The organism is Burkholderia diffusa (assembly GCF_001718315.1).
GTDB classification, from domain to species: domain Bacteria; phylum Pseudomonadota; class Gammaproteobacteria; order Burkholderiales; family Burkholderiaceae; genus Burkholderia; species Burkholderia diffusa_B.
In genome coordinates this window covers 1,679,421-1,697,403 of sequence record NZ_CP013363.1, presented here as the reverse complement: position 1 = coordinate 1,697,403, position 17,983 = coordinate 1,679,421, and the positions used below count along the sequence as shown (strand labels likewise).

22 protein-coding genes are annotated in these 17,983 nt (G+C 65.0%); all 22 read left to right on the top strand.

The features are described 5' to 3' along the window. Position 1: 1 nt before the first annotated feature. The 22 genes from WI26_RS22820 to WI26_RS22715 all read left to right on the top strand — a co-directional run bounded on the left by WI26_RS22820 (position 2) and on the right by WI26_RS22715 (position 17,970). Positions 2–208: a phage head-tail joining protein gene (locus tag WI26_RS22820; protein ID WP_011657129.1), complete on the top strand. Its 207-nt coding sequence runs from the start codon at positions 2–4 to the stop codon at positions 206–208. Further along, positions 205–1,692 (top strand): phage portal protein, encoded by a 1,488-nt coding sequence (locus WI26_RS22815; RefSeq protein ID WP_069227279.1) that lies wholly within the window; start codon positions 205–207, stop codon positions 1,690–1,692. The genes WI26_RS22820 and WI26_RS22815 overlap by 4 nt, the downstream gene beginning before the upstream one ends. A 1-nt stretch (position 1,693) precedes the next feature. Beyond that, positions 1,694–2,803 carry a head maturation protease, ClpP-related gene (locus tag WI26_RS22810; protein ID WP_069227278.1) on the top strand — a complete coding sequence of 370 codons (1,110 nt, stop codon included), beginning with the start codon at positions 1,694–1,696 and terminating at the stop codon, positions 2,801–2,803. A 30-nt stretch (positions 2,804–2,833) separates the two neighbouring features. Next, entirely contained in the window at positions 2,834–3,178 is a 345-nt protein-coding gene (locus WI26_RS22805; RefSeq protein ID WP_069227277.1) for a head decoration protein, read from the top strand. Positions 3,179–3,253: 75 nt separating this feature from the next. Further along, the gene (locus tag WI26_RS22800) at positions 3,254–4,249 is read left to right on the top strand and encodes a major capsid protein (protein WP_069227276.1); all 996 of its coding nucleotides are present in this window, start codon (positions 3,254–3,256) and stop codon (positions 4,247–4,249) included. Position 4,250: 1 nt separating this feature from the next. Further along, a complete protein-coding gene (locus WI26_RS22795; RefSeq protein WP_059546359.1) occupies positions 4,251–4,541 on the top strand; it encodes a head-tail joining protein in 291 nt (96 codons plus the stop codon). Positions 4,542–4,543: 2 nt separating this feature from the next. Further along, positions 4,544–5,074, top strand: a complete 531-nt coding sequence (locus WI26_RS22790; RefSeq protein WP_069227275.1) for a phage tail protein — start codon at positions 4,544–4,546, stop codon at positions 5,072–5,074. Then, positions 5,064–5,588, top strand: a complete 525-nt coding sequence (locus WI26_RS22785) for a hypothetical protein (RefSeq protein ID WP_069227274.1) — start codon at positions 5,064–5,066, stop codon at positions 5,586–5,588. The genes WI26_RS22790 and WI26_RS22785 overlap by 11 nt, the downstream gene beginning before the upstream one ends. A gap of 3 nt (positions 5,589–5,591) precedes the next feature. Further along, a complete protein-coding gene (locus WI26_RS22780) occupies positions 5,592–6,272 on the top strand; it encodes a phage baseplate assembly protein V (protein ID WP_069227273.1) in 681 nt (226 codons plus the stop codon). A 59-nt stretch (positions 6,273–6,331) separates the two neighbouring features. Continuing rightward, a complete protein-coding gene (locus tag WI26_RS22775; protein ID WP_069227272.1) occupies positions 6,332–6,532 on the top strand; it encodes a hypothetical protein in 201 nt (66 codons plus the stop codon). Then, on the top strand, positions 6,532–6,867 hold the full coding sequence (locus WI26_RS22770) for a GPW/gp25 family protein (protein ID WP_069227271.1): 336 nt from the start codon (positions 6,532–6,534) through the stop codon (positions 6,865–6,867). Before WI26_RS22775 ends, WI26_RS22770 begins: the two co-directional genes overlap by 1 nt. Further along, positions 6,864–7,760: a baseplate assembly protein gene (locus tag WI26_RS22765; protein ID WP_069227270.1), complete on the top strand. Its 897-nt coding sequence runs from the start codon at positions 6,864–6,866 to the stop codon at positions 7,758–7,760. The genes WI26_RS22770 and WI26_RS22765 overlap by 4 nt, the downstream gene beginning before the upstream one ends. Beyond that, a complete protein-coding gene (locus WI26_RS22760) occupies positions 7,750–8,328 on the top strand; it encodes a phage tail protein I (RefSeq protein WP_059542506.1) in 579 nt (192 codons plus the stop codon). The genes WI26_RS22765 and WI26_RS22760 overlap by 11 nt, the downstream gene beginning before the upstream one ends. Continuing rightward, positions 8,316–10,370 (top strand): phage tail protein, encoded by a 2,055-nt coding sequence (locus WI26_RS32870; protein ID WP_069227269.1) that lies wholly within the window; start codon positions 8,316–8,318, stop codon positions 10,368–10,370. The genes WI26_RS22760 and WI26_RS32870 overlap by 13 nt, the downstream gene beginning before the upstream one ends. 106 nt (positions 10,371–10,476) lie before the next feature. Beyond that, positions 10,477–11,148 (top strand): tail fiber assembly protein, encoded by a 672-nt coding sequence (locus WI26_RS22750; RefSeq protein ID WP_236849319.1) that lies wholly within the window; start codon positions 10,477–10,479, stop codon positions 11,146–11,148. A 78-nt stretch (positions 11,149–11,226) separates the two neighbouring features. Further along, a complete protein-coding gene (locus tag WI26_RS22745) occupies positions 11,227–12,396 on the top strand; it encodes a phage tail sheath family protein (RefSeq protein WP_069227267.1) in 1,170 nt (389 codons plus the stop codon). A gap of 9 nt (positions 12,397–12,405) precedes the next feature. Continuing rightward, on the top strand, positions 12,406–12,912 hold the full coding sequence (locus WI26_RS22740) for a phage major tail tube protein (protein WP_069227266.1): 507 nt from the start codon (positions 12,406–12,408) through the stop codon (positions 12,910–12,912). Positions 12,913–13,010: 98 nt separating this feature from the next. Beyond that, complete coding sequence (locus tag WI26_RS22735) at positions 13,011–13,313, top strand: phage tail assembly protein (RefSeq protein WP_069227265.1); 303 nt, start codon at positions 13,011–13,013, stop codon at positions 13,311–13,313. 89 nt (positions 13,314–13,402) lie between these two features. Then, the gene (locus WI26_RS22730) at positions 13,403–15,841 is read left to right on the top strand and encodes a phage tail tape measure protein (RefSeq protein ID WP_069227264.1); all 2,439 of its coding nucleotides are present in this window, start codon (positions 13,403–13,405) and stop codon (positions 15,839–15,841) included. A 10-nt stretch (positions 15,842–15,851) separates the two neighbouring features. Further along, entirely contained in the window at positions 15,852–16,730 is an 879-nt protein-coding gene (locus WI26_RS22725) for a phage tail protein (RefSeq protein ID WP_069227263.1), read from the top strand. Then, positions 16,705–16,911 carry a tail protein X gene (locus tag WI26_RS22720; protein ID WP_069227262.1) on the top strand — a complete coding sequence of 69 codons (207 nt, stop codon included), beginning with the start codon at positions 16,705–16,707 and terminating at the stop codon, positions 16,909–16,911. Before WI26_RS22725 ends, WI26_RS22720 begins: the two co-directional genes overlap by 26 nt. A gap of 9 nt (positions 16,912–16,920) precedes the next feature. Beyond that, entirely contained in the window at positions 16,921–17,970 is a 1,050-nt protein-coding gene (locus tag WI26_RS22715; protein ID WP_069227261.1) for a phage late control D family protein, read from the top strand. Positions 17,971–17,983 lie beyond the last annotated feature (13 nt).

The following is a 17,983-nucleotide window of genomic DNA, read 5'->3' as shown; positions in this document are numbered from 1 at the left end:
CATGGCATACACGATGGCGGACCTGCAACGCATCCAGTCGGCGATCGCGAAGGGCGAGCTGGAGGTCCAGTACGCAGATCGCAAGGTGCGTTACCGGTCGATTGCGGAGCTGCGCGATGCACAAACCGAGATCATCCGGGCGCTGGACGGCGCGACCGGCCGCTCGCGGCTCATTCGCCTGCGCCACGCCGGCAAGGGGGTGCGATGAGTCGCGCGTATCCGGTTCTCGCGCAGCGCGGCTTTGTCGTCCCCACGCGGCTGAAAGCAGCGGCGTACGAATCGGCCGGCACGCGCGGGGCGCGGGCAAAGTCGTGGCAGGCATCGAGCGCGGGGCCGAACGCTTCGGTCGTGCAGAACCTGCCGCTGATGCGTCACCGTGCACGGGACGCGATCCGTAACGACCCGTGGGCGAAGACGGCGATCGCGCGCCTGGTGTCGAACACCATCGGTACCGGTATTCAGGCGCATCCGCAGCATCCAGACGCGGACGTGCGTCGCGCGCAAAAGCAACTTTGGGACGACAGCTCGGGCGAGCTGGACCCGAACGGCGACCATGATTTGTACGGCTTGCAGACGCTCGCAGCGCGGGCGTTCTTCAGCGACGGCGAGGTGCTGGTGCGTCGCCGTCTACTCCCGCTGCATACCGGGCTGGCGGTGCCGATGCAGATCCAGCTCTTCGAGGGCGACATGCTGCCGGTCACGAAGAACGAGCCGATTCCAGGCGGCGAGATCATCAACGGTGTCGAGTTCAACGAAGACGGCGAGCGCGTCGCGTATCACCTGCTGCGCCGGCATCCGGGTGAGTACAACCGGTTCGCTGGCGATGCGGTGCAGACGGTGCGCGTGCCGGCCGACGAGATCGCGCACGTCTTCCACGCGCTGCGGCCCGGTCAGGTGCGTGGCGTGCCGGAGCTGTCGACGGTGCTGCTGCGGCTGCATTCGCTCGACAACTTCGACGACGCGGTGCTGTTCCGGCAGGAGGTGAGCAACCTTTTTGCCGGCTTCATCGTGAAGCCGCAGGCGGAGGTCGGCCCGCTCGGCGATCCGGTCTCCGGGGCGACGATCGAATTCGACGTCGACGGGTTCTCACCGGTGGTGTCGCTGGAACCGGGCGCAATGCAGGAACTGGCGCCCGGTGAGGACGTGAAGTTCGCAACGCCGCCCGGCGCGGGAGCCGATTACGCGCCGTTCATGCGACAGCAGCTGATGGCCGCAGCCGCGTCGGTCGGCATGCCCTATGAGGTGCTGACGGGCGATCTGCGCGATGTCAGCGACCGTGTCCTGCGCGTACTGCTGAACGAGTTCCGGCGCTCGATCGAGCAGCTGCAGCAGAACGTGTTCATCCATCAGTTCTGTCGGCGGATCTGGTCCTGGTGGGTCGACGCCTGTGCGCTGTCCGGTGCGATGCCGATGCCGAACTATCACCGCGCCCGGCGCGAGTACGTGCGCGTGCGGTGGGTGCCGCAGGGCTGGCCGTATATCCATCCGGTGCAGGACGTGTCGGCCAAGCGCGCGGAGATTCGGGCGGGGCTGACCAGTCGCACCGGCGCGATTCTCGCGAAGGGCGAGGATCCGGAGCAGGTCGACGACGAGAACGCGGCCGATCAGCAGCGCGCGCAACGGCTCGGGTTGCAGTACGACACGCACGCGACGGACGACACCGATCCGCTCGCGCACACGAATGGGGAGTGAGATGAAACGCAATCGTAAGTGGTGGGATATCCGGGCGCAGGCGAACGCGGCCGGCGAGGTCGAGATCCGGATCTACAACGAGATCGGCTTCTGGGGCACCGACGCACAGACGTTCGTGACGCAGCTCGATGCCGCAGCGGCCAACGCATCGGCGATCGTGGTCGCGATCAACTCGATGGGCGGTGATGTGTTCGATGCGTTCGCGATCTACAACGCGTTGCGTCGGCATGCGGGCAAGGTGAAGGTGCGGGTCGACGGCATTGCGGCATCGGCCGCATCGCTGATCGCGATGGCCGGCGACGAGATCGTGATGCCGGAAAACGCGATGTTGATGATCCACAACGCGCAAACGGTGACGGCGGGCGAGGCGAAAGACCTGCGGCGCATTGCCGATTTGCTCGACAACGCAGGCGACGGGATTCTCGCCGCGTACGCGGCGAAGAGTGGCCAGTCGGTCGACGAGATCCGGGCATTGATGGACGCCGAGACGTGGCTGACGGCCGCGCAGGCGAAGGAAAAGGGTTTCTGCGACACGATCGAGGCAGCAGTGAAGCTGTCCGCGTCGGCCAGCTCGACGGCGCTGCTCGCGCGCTTCTCGGCGGTACCCGACGTTGTGCGGGCGCTGGTCGACGAAACGGAGCCGACCGACCCGCCGCAGCCCGACACGCCACCGGATACACCGCCCGAGCCGCGGCCCGATCCCGAACCGGAAACCAAACCCGACCCGCAGCTGGTGCCGCCAGCCCCGGATGTCTCGGCGCTGGCGTCGCACGTATTCGCGGCCTGCCGTGACGCGCGCCTGTCGCACTGCGCGGAGGCGATCGTGACGGCGACCGGCCTAAAGGACCGGGCAACGGTCGATGCGGCGATCCGGCAAGCCGCCGACATCGCCGGGATTTGCCTTGCGGCGAACGTGCCGGAGCTGACCGCGCAATTCGTCGCTGACGGTCTGACGCCGGATCACGTACGCGCGCGACTGTTCGAGCGCGTGACGGCGTCGCAATCGCGCATCAATCCGCGTGCGCAGCCGGTAGTGCAAAACGAGCCGCCGGTGGTGGCGAATGCGCCGCGCGCGGCGTCCATCTACGCGGCTCGCAAGAGCGGCAAGTAACTTTGACGATACCCGAGGAGGGGAAAACTCATGTCGAACGTGAAGGTACAGGGCAGCCAGACGGCGGAATTTCTGGTGTCGGAAGGCAACGGGCAGATCTCGCGCGAGCACATCATCGTGAAGGCCGGGCCGGCGCTGTCGGCCGGCCAGGTGCTCGGGGTGACGAGCACCGGCGAGTATGCGCCGTACGACAACGCGGCGAACGACGGGGCCGAAGTCGCTGCGGCGGTGCTGTATGCACCGCTGGCAGCGTCCGAGGCACCGCGCTCGGCGACCGGCATTGTGCGACTCGCCGAGGTCGCCGCCGCACGCCTGACTGGTCTGAATGCCGCAGCGCGCACCGATCTCGCGGAACGCCATGTGATCGTCCGCTGATCGCAGCAACACCGAATCCGAAGGCCACGCATCGCGCGTGGCCTTTTTTGTATCCATTTCCCTGTTGGAGGTTGTATGGCGGACATCGCCCTGTTTCAAGATGACGCGTTCTCGCTGTCGTCGCTCACCGCAGCGATCAACGACCAGCCGCACGTGCCGGGCCGCGTCGGTGCGCTCGGCCTGTTCGAAGAGGACGGCATCACCACGACGACGATCCAGATCGAGCGCGACGGCGACACACTGTCCCTCGTCTCGGCCGGTGAGCGCGGCTCGCCGTCGGCGATCGTGGTCGGCAGCAAGCGCAGCATGATTCCGTTCAATACGGTGCACTTGCCGCAGCGTGCATTCGTGAAGGCCGACGAGATCCAGAACCTGCGCGCGTTCGGCTCCGAAACGGAGCTGGAAGCGTTGCAGACGGTCGTGAACCGGCGGCTCGCGAAACTGCGTCGCCAGCTCGACGCGACGCACGAGTTTCACCGCATCGGCGCGATCAAGGGCGCGGTGCTCGACGCAGACGGCAAGACGGTGCTGATCGATCTTCTGCAGTACTTCGGCATCGAGCAGACCGTGATTCCGTTCGAGCTGGGCAAGGCTGACACGGAGATCCGCGTGAAGTGCGTCGACGTGCAGGACGCGATCGAAGATGCGCTGGGCGCGACGACGTACACGGGCGTGCGCGTGCTTTGCGGCCGGGCATTCTGGAACAAGCTGATCGTCGCGAAGACAGTGAAGGAGACGTATCTCGCGACCGCGATGGCGGCGTCTCTCCGGGGCGACGCGCGCGATGCATTCGACTTCGGCGGTTGCACGTTCGAGCGCTATCGCGGTCGCGTCGGCGACATCGGCTATGTGGCGGACGACGAAGCGTATGCGGTGCCCGAAGGCGTGCCGGAGCTGTTCATTACGCGCTTCGCGCCGGCTGACTACGTCGAAGCAGTGAACACGACGGGCCTGCCGTACTACGCGAAGCAGGAACTGGCGCAGTTCGGCAAGGGCGTTGACCTCGAGGCGCAATCGAACCCGGTGCACCTGTGCACGCGCCCGAAGGCGATCGTCAAGCTGAAGGCGTGATATGGCGTTCCGGGATCTGATCGCGGACGTCGATGCGGCAGTGCTGCGCGATCTCGGTGACGCGGACATCACGATCGACGGCCGGCCCGTCGACGGGATGTTCACGTCGCCGTGGCTCGGTCCGGATCTCGGAACGCAGCGCACGCAGCTCGTGGCGCCCGTCCTGCATATCACCGATGCCGATGCGGTCGACGTGACCGAGGGCAGCATCGTCGTGACGCCGAGCGGGCGTTACCGCGTGTTCGAGCTGCACCCCGATGGGACGGGCTGGACGATCCTGATTCTGAGGTGACGATGGATTTGCTGAAGGTCGAGATCGACGTGAAGGGGGCGCTCGAAGCGCTCGCGGGCCTGCCGCCTGCCGCGATGCAGGCGGCATGGCGGCGCACGCTTCGCAAGACGGGCGCGTGGATCCGGAGCCAGACGGCGAAGGAGGTCGGTAATGCGACGGGCATCCAGCAGAAGCTGCTGCGGCAGCGGATGTACTTCTTCCTACGCTCGGCCGATACCGGGAAAGTGTGGCTCGGTTTGAATCCGATCGAGGCGCACCGCCTAGGTTCGGTGCGACGCACGAAGAAGGGCATGCGGGCCGGCAAATCGCTGTTCGAGAGCGCGTGGCGCAAAACGAATCGACATCCGGACGGGCCGATCTACCGACGTATCGGGAAAGAGCGGACGCCGTTCGAGGTGGTGAAGGTCGAATGGTCGCAGACGGGCGATCCGGCGTTTCGCCGGGCCGCGCAGGCATGTGAGGCCCGGCTGATGAGGGTGCTGCGGCAGGAGGTCAACTATGAACTGCAGAAGGCGATGAATCGTGCTCGATAACCTGAAGCAACTGCATGACGGGATCGAGGCCGGGCTGCGGGAACGCCTCCCGGACCTCGAACGCATTCATGCGTATCCGAAGATCGGCAAGGCGATCGAAACGCCGTTCGTCGCGATCGAGCTGGGGGAGCTGGAGCCGGGACACGACGACGGCACGGGCCGCGTGCCGCTAATCGCGCGTATGCAGGCCCGCGTGATCGTCGACCCTCTGGTGCCTGATGCCGAGCTGCAGGTGCGCGAGCTGTCCGCTCGCGTGCTGCAAACGGTGCACGGGGCGACGTGGGGGCTGCCCGTGACGCCGGGTAAGCAGGTCGGGTCGGCGGGCGTTGATCCGTTTCGCCCGGAGCTGGACACGTATCTCGTCTGGCTCGTTGAATGGGTGCACGAATTCGACCTGGGCGACGTGTTCGAGCCGCCGACGAAAGGCCGCTCGGTGCTGTGGGGTCTCGATCCGGAGACGGGTCCGGGACACGAAGACCAGTACTGGAGTGCGGCCCATCAGGATGCGAGGTGACCGGTGAGCGCCTTCGAGCTTGGCGAGATGGATCGGCGCATGGCCTGCCTGACGCAGTCCGCGGTCGTCGAGGCGGTCACGTACGATCCGCCGCGCGTGAAGGTGCGCATCGGCGATTGGGTGAGCGACTGGCTCAAATGGCAGGCGGGTGCCGCTGGCAAGGTTCGACAGTGGCGTCCGCCGTCCGTCGACGAAGAGGTCGCGCTGTGGGCACCGTCCGGTGATCTCGCGGGCGCATTCGTCGCGCCCGGTTACTACACCGAGCAGCATGGCGGGTCTGGCCGGTCGAATCCCGACGAGACTGCAACCGACTTCCCTGATGGCGCATTCGAACAGTACAACCATGCGAGCCATGAATACGTGCTGTCGGTGCCGGCCGGTGGCCGGATCGTGTTCCGTATCGGCGAAACCGAGTTCGAGCTGAAGGCGGACGGCGCGATGCTGCGCAGCGCGAAGCTGCTCGCCGATGTGCCGGACTCGACGTTCACCGGCAACACGACGACCGAGCAACTGTTGACGTTCAACGGCGGCATGCAGGGCAGGCCGGGTAAGGGCGGCGGTGTCGCGATGAAAATCGCGGGCGGTGCTGAATATACCGACGACGTCGTTGCGGACGGTAAGTCGCTTATTAGACACCGGCACCGCGAGCAAGGCGACGGCGAGCTGGTCGGGCCGCCGGTTTGATCAATTCAAAGTGACTTTGGACCCCGCGCGTGCGGGGTCTTTCGTTTGTGGAGGTGGTTATGGCGAAAGACGCACGGCAAGGTAGCGGCACGGTCCCCGTGACGTTCATCGATACCGAGTTTCACAGCCGAATCGTTGTGTTTCCCGATGGTTCGCACATCGCCGTGCTGGCGGGCAAGGCAACTGTAACGGAGCCGCAGCACATCAAATATCTCGACTCTCGCGCGGACTTCAAGCGCGTTGATGTGCAGGTGCAGTGATGGTCGCGCTGGTCGGTATGTGTCGCCGCACAGGCCGATTGATCGGCGGCATCGAGCATCTTGTGCAGAGCGTTGCGGACATTCTCGGCACGCGCAAAGGAACGCGGCGCGAGCGTCCCGAGTACGGTTCGGATCTCCCGGCGATGGTCGACATGCCTATCACGCGCGGCTGGATCTCGGCGGCGCAGGCTGAATCTGCGCGCGCAATCGTCCGCTGGGAGCCGCGCCTCGAGCTGGATCGCGTGAACGTGCTGTCTGTCGTGGACGGCAAAGTAACTTTTCGAATCGCCGGGCAGTACAACGGCGACGACGTTGTATTCGAGGTGACGACATGACAGTAATCGATCTGTCGGCGCTTGATCCGCCTGATCTCGTCGAAACGCTGGATTTCGAGGAAGCGTATCAGCGCAAGCTCGCGCACTTCAAGCGCATCTATCCGGATTGGTCGGCTGCGCTTGAATCCGATCCGGTCGTGAAACTGCTGGAATTGGCCGCGTACGAAGAAATGCGGTTTCAGGCGCGCGTGAATGACGCCGGTAGAGCGGTGTTGCTGGCCTACGCAACGGGTGCTGATCTGGAACACCTCGCGGTGCTCTGGAATTTGCAGCGCGAAGTCATCGATCCCGGCGACCCGGAAGCACATCCGCCGGTTCCAGCGACGCGCGAGCGCGACGATCGCCTGCGATTGCGCACCCAGATGGGGATCGAGCGATCGTCGACGGCCGGCCCGTTTGGCGCGTATCGATCGCTCGCGATGGACGCGTCGCCGGACGTTGCCGACGTGCGCGTCGATCGCCCTGAGGGCGGTGTGGTGCGCGTGGTCGTGAAATCGTATTCGAACGGTGGCGTGGCGAGTGCGGCATTGCTCGACACGGTGCGCCGCGCACTCTCGCCGGAAGACCGTCGACCGCTGAACGACACGCTGCTGGTCGTCGCGGCCCGCCCCGTCAATTACTCGATCGTCGCCGACGTGTATGTCGGGCGGGGACCGGATCCGGGTGTCGTGATCGCCGCACGTCGGCAGGATCTGGATATCGCGGTCGCCGCAGGCGAAGCGTTGCGCGTCGGCATGCCCCGATCGGCGGTGACGGGAGCGCTGCATCCCAAAGCGTCGGGTGTCGTGCGCGTCGATTTGAAGGCACCTGCCGCCGACGTCGTATGCGCGATCGACCAGTTCGCGCGTTGCACGTCGATCGTACTCAATCCAAAGGTGGCCGATGACGATTGAAGCGTTGTTGCCAACAAACCAGACGAGTCTCGAAGCCGCGCTCGCGCAGGTAATGCGCCCGAGCGTCGACCCGGACGTGATCAGGACGCTCTGGGATGCGGATCGCTGCCCGGCTGCGTTCCTGCCGTGGCTCGCATGGTCGCTCGCGGTCGACGGGTGGGAACTGGCCGAGTCCGAAGACGCACGCCGAGCGCTGATCAAATCGTCGCTGGCGATCTACCAGAAGAAGGGCACGCCGTGGGCAATCCGCGAGATCGTGCGGCGGCTCGGCTTCGGCGAGATCGATATTCAGGAGGGGCGGCAGGTCAAGCGCCGCGACGGATCGGTGAAGCGCAATGGTCGATATCTGTATGGCGGGTCCGCCGCCTGGGCCGAATACATCGTCACATTGAAGCAGCCGGTGACGCGCGATCAAGGCGAAAACCTGAAGCGCGCGATTGAGCGCTACGCGCCGGCGCGCAGCTTGCTCGCATGGCTCGATTTTTCTGAGGTTGCGATCCGGCACAACGGCGTCGCGACGCGCAACGGTCAATATACGCGAGGGGTAATCGGAACATGGCCGATTTGAAGGAAGAGAGTAAGTGGGAGCCGGGAATTCGACAGTTCGAGACGTCGGATCAAGTGCTGGGTGGCCCGGACGGGGTCGACAACATCGCAATCAGGCAGCTTGGAAACCGCACGCGCTACCTCAAGGACCGAGCGGATGCGGCCGACAAAGTTGCTTTGGGACTTGGGACGCGGGCGGACGCGACGGACAGGAAGGTCGCCGACCTCGGGACGCGTGCGGATGCGACGGACAAGAAGGTCGCCGATCTCGGGACGCGCGCCGATGTGGCCGACAAGAAGGTCGCAGACCTCGGCACGCGCGCTGATGCGGCTGACAAGAAGATCGGTGATCTCGGCAACGACAAGGTTTCCAAGGCCGGCGATGCACTGAAGGGTAAGCTGCTCGGGAAGGTCGGTGCAATCACACCGCACAACACCAACAATGCAGGCTTCGCGTTTGACGGAGATCCCGACACGGGGATGTTTTCGCCGGCAGACGGACACCTGCAGCTCGGTGCGCAGGGCGTACCGTACGTCGTGATGCTGTCCAACAATCTGACGCTCGGCGCGGCCGGGTGGCTGTCGTTCATCGCCGGCAAGACCGAGCGCGGCCGCATCACGGCGGAGGGGCGATGGTTGATCGGCGAAGCGGCGGATGACGGTTCCAGCACAATGCTCGTCCAGAATCCCGCGACAGGCTATGCCATCGCCGCGAGGCGGCCTGATATCGGTGCGCAGTATCTGGCGCTCGGTGCGGCTGCGGGTGTCGGCAACAACCCGAAAGACAACACGCTCGCGAGCTATTCCGATCCGGGGGCGGCCAAGTCGCTGATCATTGCTGCGTCGACAGACGCCGCAAACACGGCTCCGACGAACGGTGCGCTCGGTATTCGGTTCACGATTCTCGACATCACGCGAGCGCAGATCGGGCAAACGGGGAACATGATCGTCGGCACGTCGGCGGCAGATCGGGAGACGGGACGGCTTCAGGTGGTCGCGGATGCGACCGGTTACGCCGTTGTGGCGTATCGAACCGGAAATGCAGCTCAGTACATCGGTATCGGCGCTGCACCGGATGGACCCGGTGGCGTGATCGACAACTACATCGATGCGTACTCGCAGACGGCGGCCGGCAAGATCTTGTATTTGAACTCGACGACCGACGCGAATAACACCGCGCCGACCGGCGGACGACTCGGGATCGGATTCAACATCCTCGGTAAGACGAAGATGATGCTGAATCAGGCTGGGCGGTTGCTGATCGGTGAGGTCGCTGACGACGGCTCGTCGATGCTTCGGGTCGGTGGCACGGTGACGGCGACTGCACCTCCCGCTGGCGACAACTCGGACAAGCTGATCACGTCGGCGTGGTTTGCGGCGGCCGTCGCCAATGTCCAGATCGGGCAGATCGTGTGGGAGGCCCGAACTGCGCCGCGTGCGGGATTCCTGAAGCTGAACGGCACCGAGCTGAAGCGGACGGACTACCCGCTGCTGTGGGCGTACGCGCAGGCGAGCGGAGCAATCGTCGCAGATGCGGACTGGGGCAAGGGGCGGCACGGTTGCTTTTCAACCGGAGACGGCAATACAACGTTCCGACTGCCGGATCTTCGCGGCGAGTTTATCCGCTGCTGGGATGACGCGCGCGGTGCCGATGCGCAGCGCCAGATCGGGAGCTGGCAGGACAGCTTGAACCGCTCGCATGCGCACGGCGCATCTGCCGCCGCCGTGGGCGATCACTCCCACAGCGCATGGACCGATTCACAGGGTTGGCACGGTCACAACGTCAGTCAGCAGCCGCACGCGCACGGCTTCGGTCTTGGATCGAACGGAGCGTATTCGACCTCGACCGGCCGTGGCTACGGGATGGATAACGGTCGCGCCAACAATCTCGGCACCGATGGCGCGACGATCGCGATTGGCATTGAAGGGTCCGGTGCGCACGGCCACAACGTCGGAATCGGCGGGGCCGGCGCCCACTCGCACACGATCAGCGTCGCGGCTGACGGTGGCAACGAAAGCCGTCCGCGCAACATCGCGCTACTCGCGATGATTCGGGCTTACTAAGAATTCGAGGACAAACATGCTTTGCAATCAATACGACAATCAAACCGGGCGCTACATCGCGAGCTTTCTCGCGGAACGCGACCCGATGGACGCGAGTCGCTATCTCGTGCCGGCATTCTGCACGCTCACGCCTCTGCCGGAAGTGCCGACGCGTTCCTGGCCGTTCTGGCAGGACGGCAAATGGAAGATGCAGCCGGACTATCGCGGTGTCCGACTGTATCGAACCGATACGGGTGAGCCGGGTGAGATCACGGTCGCGGGTGTTACGCCCGACGACGCGGGATTGACGGATGTACCGCGTCCGTCCGACGAATACTTCTGGAAAGATGGCGCTTGGGTGCTCGACGAGGAAGTCGTCGCGGAACGCGTACGTGAAGCAGCGATGGCGGACTTCTACGCGCGCATGGAAAAAGCGCGTCAGCAGAATCTCGGGAAGTCGGACGCGCGTGTGACGGGTTTGCTGTCGGATCTCGAGTCGGCGACGTTCGACGCGTGGGCCGCGTATCAGGTGGCCCTTGTCGGCGTGGTCGATTCGCCGACTTTTCCGAACGACGTTGTATGGCCGGCCGAGCCGGACCCTGCAGCGTTGCTCGCCAAGGTCGAGGCGCAGCGGGCGGAGAAGGCTGCACGTGAGGCCGAGGAAGCCGCTCGGCGCGAGGAGGAGGCCGCGCATCGCAATGAGGCGGGCGAGACACCTCCTGAGGCGGAATCCGCGGTGCCCGCTGACGGTGACAGCGCGAGCGATAGCGAGCCGCCCACCGAGGTCGACGCAAAGTAACTTTCCCGGCGCGTGCGTGCGCCGTCCTGTTTCGTAAGCCGCTCACTCGAGCGGCTTTTTTCATTTCTGGAGATCCGCATGGCAGCGACTTCGTTTTTTCACGGTATCACGACGACCATCGTCGACAGCGGCCCGCGCACGATTGCGGTGCCGTCGTCGTCGGTCGTCGGCCTGACCGACACCTACACGCCTGGCGCGGGTCTGGCGCAGCCGAATGTGCCGGTTCAACTGACGAGCTACGGCGACGCGGTGCGGGCGTTCGGCGAAAAGAGCGCGATCGCCCGCTCGGCGCGTGCGATCTACGCGCAGAGCAGTGCGGTCGTCGTTGCGGTCGGCGTCGCATCCGTCACCGACGCGGCGCAGCTCACGTCCGCGATTGTGGGCGGTGTCACCGCTGGCGGTGCCCGCACCGGCATGCAAGCGCTGCTCGACGCAAAGTCGCTTTTCAACACGCAGCCGCGTCTGCTGATCGCGCCGGGTCATACGTCGAAGCAACCGGTCGCAACAGCCGCTGATTCGCTGGCCGGCAAGCTGCGCGCGGTCGCGGTGATCGATGGCCCGAACAGCGACGATGCTGCGGCGATTGCGTACGCGAAGAATTTCGGCAGCAAGCGCCTGTACATGGTTGACCCCGGCGCGAAGGCGTGGGACAACGCGACGAACGGCGAGATCTCGCTGCCGGCGTCGACGTACGCAGCGGGGCTGTTCTGCCAGACCGACGCGAAGATCGGTTTCTGGGCGTCGCCGTCGAACAAGGAGGTCGTCGAGATCACGGGCACGGGCCGGCCGATCGAATATCTCGACGGCGACGAGACGTGCCGCGCGAACCTGCTCAACAACGCGAACATCGCGACGATCATTCGTGACGGCGGCTTTCGCCTGTGGGGCAACCGCACGCTGTCGGCCGATCCGAAATGGAAGTTCGTCACGCGCGTGCGCACGCTCGACATCGTCATGGATGCGGTGCAGGCCGGCCACAAGTGGGCGGTCGACCGTGGCATCACGGCGACGTACGTCAGTGACGTGACCGAGGGTCTGCAGGCATTCATGCGTGACCTGAAACGTCAGGGCGCAGTGATCAATTTCGAGGTCTACCCGGACCCGCAGCTGAACACGGCGAGCCAGCTCGAAGACGGCAAGGTGTACTGGAACATCCGATTCACGGATGTCCCGCCGGCCGAGAACCCGATTTTCCGCTTCGAGGTCACGAACCAGTGGCTGACCGAAGTGCTCGATAACCAGATCTAAGGGGGAGCGATGATTCCGGAAACTCTGTACAACTGCAATACGTTCGTCGACGGGCGTAGCTATGCCGGTCGTGCGACGAGCATGACGCCGCCGAAGCTGAAACTCAAGACGGACGACTTCCGCGCGGCCGGCATGGATGCGGCGGTCAAGGTCGATCAAGGCATGGAAGCACTCGAAGCGTCGTTCGCGATGGCGACGATGGAGTACGACGTGCTGAAGTTCTTCGGGCTGGTGGATCAGGGCGCGTTCAACGGCGTGTTTCGCGCGGTGTTCAAGGATCGCAGCGGCAACTCGAAGAGTGTCGTTGTGTATCTGCGCGGCATGCTCTACGAAGTCGATCCGGGCGAGTGGAAGCCGGGCGACAAGGTCGACGCGAAGTTCAACGTATCGTGCGACTACTACAAGCTGGAGATCGACGGCGCGATCGTGCACGAGATCGACATCTTCGCGTGCAAGCGCGTGATCAACGGCGTGGATCAGCTCGCTGACATTCGCAAGAAGCTCGGCATGGCGTAACCGTCATTCGACGCTCACGTTGCACATCAAGCAGCAAAGTTACTTTATTCAATCAATGGCGAGCCGGCGGCTCGCCATTTTTCATTTCAGGAACCGCAATGGACAAGGTTACGGTCAAGCTCGACTATCCGATCAAGCTCAACGGTGTCGAATGCGACACCTTCACGATGCGCCGGCCGAAGGTGCGCGACATGCGTGGCGCGCAGAAGCTCGCGCCGAACGATGCCGAAGAACAGGAGCTGATCCTGTTCGCGTCGCTCGCCGAGATCGCGCCGAGCGATCTCGATGCGATGGATATGGCTGACTACGAGCGCGTGCAGGACGCCTACTACTCCTTTCGATCCGTACGCAAAGCTGGACCGAAAGACCCTCAAGGCGCTGGCGAATCGGCTGGTGCATGAATACGGCATGTCGCCGACGTCGATCGACGAGATGACGATCGACGACATGCTCTGGTGGCTCACCGACTGAAGGGACTGAAGGGGCCGATATGGCGAAAGACCTGGCACTTGGCATCGTGATCGGCGGGGCGGTGTCGGCGACGTTCGGCAAGGCGATCACCGACACGTCGTCGAAGATCGACGCGATGAAGAAGCGGGCGAACGATTCGCGGCTCTGGCAGCGCCAGATCGGCGAGACGATGCGCCTGCAGGATGAGTTCCGCCGGCTGCAACTGGCTGGCGACAGCGCGGCGGACGGCATCCGCCGCAAGCTCGATAGCAATCTGAAGTCGCTGCGGGATGCCGGCATCGAGGTCGACCGGCTCGATCGCGCGTATGCGCGGCTCGGCCGGACGACGCGGGGGCTGGATCTGAAGGTCGCGGGACACGAGCGGCTGGCAGCCGGTCAGGAGGCCGGGCGCGGCGTGATCGGTGACGCAGTGAAGCTGACGGCGGCGGTCGCGGTGCCTGCGACGATTGCTGCGAACTATCAGGCGATCATTCGCGACATCGCGATCAAGGCCGGCATCGCGCGCACGCAGGAAGAGGCCGCGATGGGCTCGCGTATCCGGCGCGACGCTGCGGCGAACGGCATCGGCCGCAATGAGCTGGCCGACGCCGTCAACCAGATGGTTGCGGGCGGGATGGATCTGAATCGGGCGCTGGATTTTGCTCCGCTGGTTGCGCAGTTCGCGATCGGACAGGGCGCGACCTCGGTTGAGACTGCGAAGATGATTCAGGCGCTGCAGCAGAACGCGGATATCGTCGACCGGAAGGAGATGGGGAAGGCGCTCGAATCGATTGCGTATCTTGGCAAGGAGGGGTCGTTCGAGTCCGTCGACATGGCGCGATGGTTCCCGGTGTTGCTCGCCGAGATGAAGAAGCTCGGCATCACGGGGCAGGACTCGGTGAACCAGCTCGGCGCGATGCTCCAGGTGCAGATGAAGACGGCGGGCAGCTCCGACGAAGCGGCGAACAACCTCAAGAACTGGTTTTCGAAGATCGGCTCCGGGGAGACCGAGCGCAATTACGCGAAGGCCGGCGTCGACTATCAGGCGAAGATGCGCGAGGCGATCAACAAGGGATGGTCGCCGCTGGAAGCGTCGTTCGTGCTCGCCAAGGCATATATCGAGCGCGTCGATCCGGCCAAGGCGAAGCAGCTCGCAACGGCGGCGAAGCAGTTCAATTCGGAGATGGACCCCGCCAAGCGTCAGGCGCAGATGGCCGCGTTCGCCGAGACGATGAAGACCGGCGACCTGTTCAACGACATGCAGGTCAAGGCGGCGCTGACGGCATACATGCAGAACGATGAGCTGTATGCGCAGTTGAAGCGTAATGCGGCGCAGGCGAGCGGCGAGATCCAGAAGGATCTGGAGGCGCGTCGCGAGACGTCCAAGCAGATCTGGAGCGAGGTCGGGCAGCGCTGGGACGACGCGATGCGCAGCATCGGCGACGCGCTGCGTCCGATCACGGATCGCGTCGGCGAGGGCGCGAAGGGACTCGGGAGGGGTATCCAGTCCGTTGCGGATGCTGCACCGAAGGCGACAGCCGCCGTCGTTGGCATCGCAGGCGCGGCGCTTGCGTTCCGTGGTGCAAAGGCACTTTGGAATATCGGCCGGGGCGCAGTCGATATCGCGCGCGGCACGGTGCTCGCGCGAGGCGGTCGCGCTGCGGCGGGACGTGCTGCCGGTGCCGGCGGTATCGTGGGCCGCGCGCTCGATGCACTCGGCGGGGCTGCTGGTGCTGCCGGCGGGGTGCAGCGGGTGTTCGTCGTCAACTTGCCCGGCGGTGGAGTGGCAGGGGGCGGGGGCGGCCTTGGCGATCTGCTCGGCGGTGGGCGGGCCGGTCGTGCTGCTCGCGGCGCGGCGCGGGCAGGCCGGATCGGGCGAGTCTTCAGTGCCGGCAGGGCGCTGTTCGGTCGGGTCGCCCCGTATGCCGGCAAGCTCGCCGTGGCCGGCACGGTGCTGAAGCTCGGATTCGCGGCGCGTGACGCGTATGCCGTCGCGTCGAGTACCGATACGAACACGCAGAAAGCGAACCGCTTTGCGGGCATCGCGGGCAGTCTTGCCGGTGGTGCGGCGGGAGCGAAGCTCGGCGCGATGGCTGGTGCGTTTGTCGGGCCAATCGGTGCTGCGGTGCTGGGCGTGATCGGTGGCGCTGTCGGTACGTTTGCAGGCGACAAGCTGTTCAGCGCTGTATCGCGCAGGGTATTGGGGCGCAAGACGGACGAGACGCCGCCGAACGTCGCGGCGCTCGTGAAAGCGAAGACGATCGCGTCCGACGGCGCGGGTGTCGGCGCTCGACCAGGGCCGCGCATCGAGCAGCAGAACACGTTCGCGCCGGTCTTTCACGTGAAGATCGAAGCGAGCGATGCCGACATGGCGAACAAGTTCCTCGCGCAGGTCAGTCCGGCGCTGACCCGGATGATGGACGAGCATCAACGCAAGGCGAACGCGCGAACGGCCATGTTCGATTCACCACACATGTAAGGGAGGTGCAATGGATGTGATTCGACAGATCACAGGCGCGGCGACGCAGGCGGGGATTGCGACCGAACGCGTGCGCCAGATGGTCCGCATTTTCGACCGGAATCGCGCGGCGAGCATGTCGACGGTCGACGCGCTGCAGCGACTCGCGACCGGCAATCTGAGCAGCGCGGCCGAGCTGCTGACCGGCGCGAGCGGTGCGATCTCGCTGGCCGGCGATCTGTTTCCGCAGGTCGGCACGGTGCTGCGCAGCTTCAACGCGACGCAGGCGTCGATCGGCTCGATTCTGAAGGCCGTCGACGGGTCGAATTTCCCCCTTGTGCGGGCTGCCGCCGACAGCGTGAAGTCGGCGCTCGGCGGGGCGTGGAATCAGTTCAACGCGGCGGTCGGTATCAAGGACTCGGCGGTGCTCAATGTGATTCAGTCGACGGGCGTCGGTTCGATGCTGTCCGGGTTGGTCGGCGGGGCGACGTCGAGCACGCCGCACCTGATGTCGATGACGAGCGAAGCGGGTGATGCGTTCCACTTCAACTTGTCGACGGCCGCATACGACAAGCTCCGGCGGGCGACGCGTTATCGCGTTGCGTCGCAGGAGCGTCTGAATCGGCAGGAGGCGCTGCAGCCAGTCAGCGAAGGCGGCGAGACGATCACGCTGTCGGGCGTCGTGTTTCCGGCGCTCGGGGCCGGCACGAAGCAGATCCACCGCCTGCGCGAGATTGGCGGGCGCATGAAGCCCGTGCAGCTCACGACGGGCGACGGCGACGTGCTCGGCCGGTGGCTGCTGCAGTCGATTGAGGAGGAGCAGGATGCGCTGCTCGTGGACGGCTTGCCGCGCAAGCAAACATTCTCGGTGGAGTTCGGCCGCTATGGCGAAGACTTTAAGAACGTCTGACGGCGACGTGCTCGACACGCTCTGCTTTCGGTACTACGGGACGTTGCAGGGCACGGTCGAGGCCGTGTACGACGCGAATCCGGGGCTGGCGGCTCGGCCGCAGCCGTTCCCGGCCGGCGTCGAGATCTTGCTGCCGGATCTCGATGCGCCGCGTGTTGAATCGGTCCAGCTCTGGACATAGCGAGGTGCGATGGAAGCGATTTTTCAGGTGGTCGCGAACGGCTCGGACGTGACCAAGGTGATACAGGATCGCGTGCTGGAGATCCGGGCGGTCGACAAACCCGGTCTAGACGCCGACGAGTGCACGATCACGCTCGACGATCGCGACGGCCGCATCGAATTTCCGCCGAAGGGCGCGACGTTGAAGGTGTCGATCGGATGGGACGAGCAGGGACTATCGATGCTCGGCGAGTACGCCGTCGACGAGGTCGGCGTGCGCGGCCCGCCGGCCAGCGTCGTGATCCGTGGGAAGCCAGCGAACATGCGTGCGACGTCGAAGACGCAGCGCTACGGCAGTTGGTCGAATGCGAAGCTGGCCGACATCGTCGGCGACGTCGCGCGTCGCAACAAATGGTCGGCCGCGTGCGACGTCGACGTCGTCGTGCCGCGTATCGACCAGTTCGGCGAAAGCGACCTGCATTTCATCACGCGCGTGGCTCGCCAGTATGGTGCGACGGCGACGGTCAAAGCAGGGAAGCTGATCGTGTTGCCGCGTGGCGGCGGCAAGAGCGCGAGCGGCAAGCCGCTGCCGGTCGTCACGCTCACGCCGGGCGATCTGCTCGATTACGACATCAATTTCCCGGATCGCGCGAGCTTTGCGGCCGTGCGCACGAAGGTGCACGACCGCAAGACCGGGAAGAAGATCGACCTGACGATTCCGAATCCGGATGCTCCGCCAGGTGCGTCCGCGGTGCATACGGAACGGCATGCATTCGCGAGTCCGGAGGCCGCGAAAGCGGGTGCGACGTCGCGACTGACGACGCTCAATCGGCACACGTCGACGAGCCGGCTCACGATGCGCGGCCGGGCAGATCTGTCGGCGGAGAAGACAATCGCGCTCAAGGGTTTCAAGGCCGGCGTAGACGGTGAGTTTCTGATTGAGTCGGTCGAGCACACATACGCATCACGCGGATGGATCACGGTGGTCACTTTGAACGGAGGGAACAAGGGGAAAGCGAAGGTCGGGCATGGGAAGAAGAAGGGCAAGAAGATCGATCTGGTGGTGCCGGCGCCGAAGTAGAACGTCGCGCATC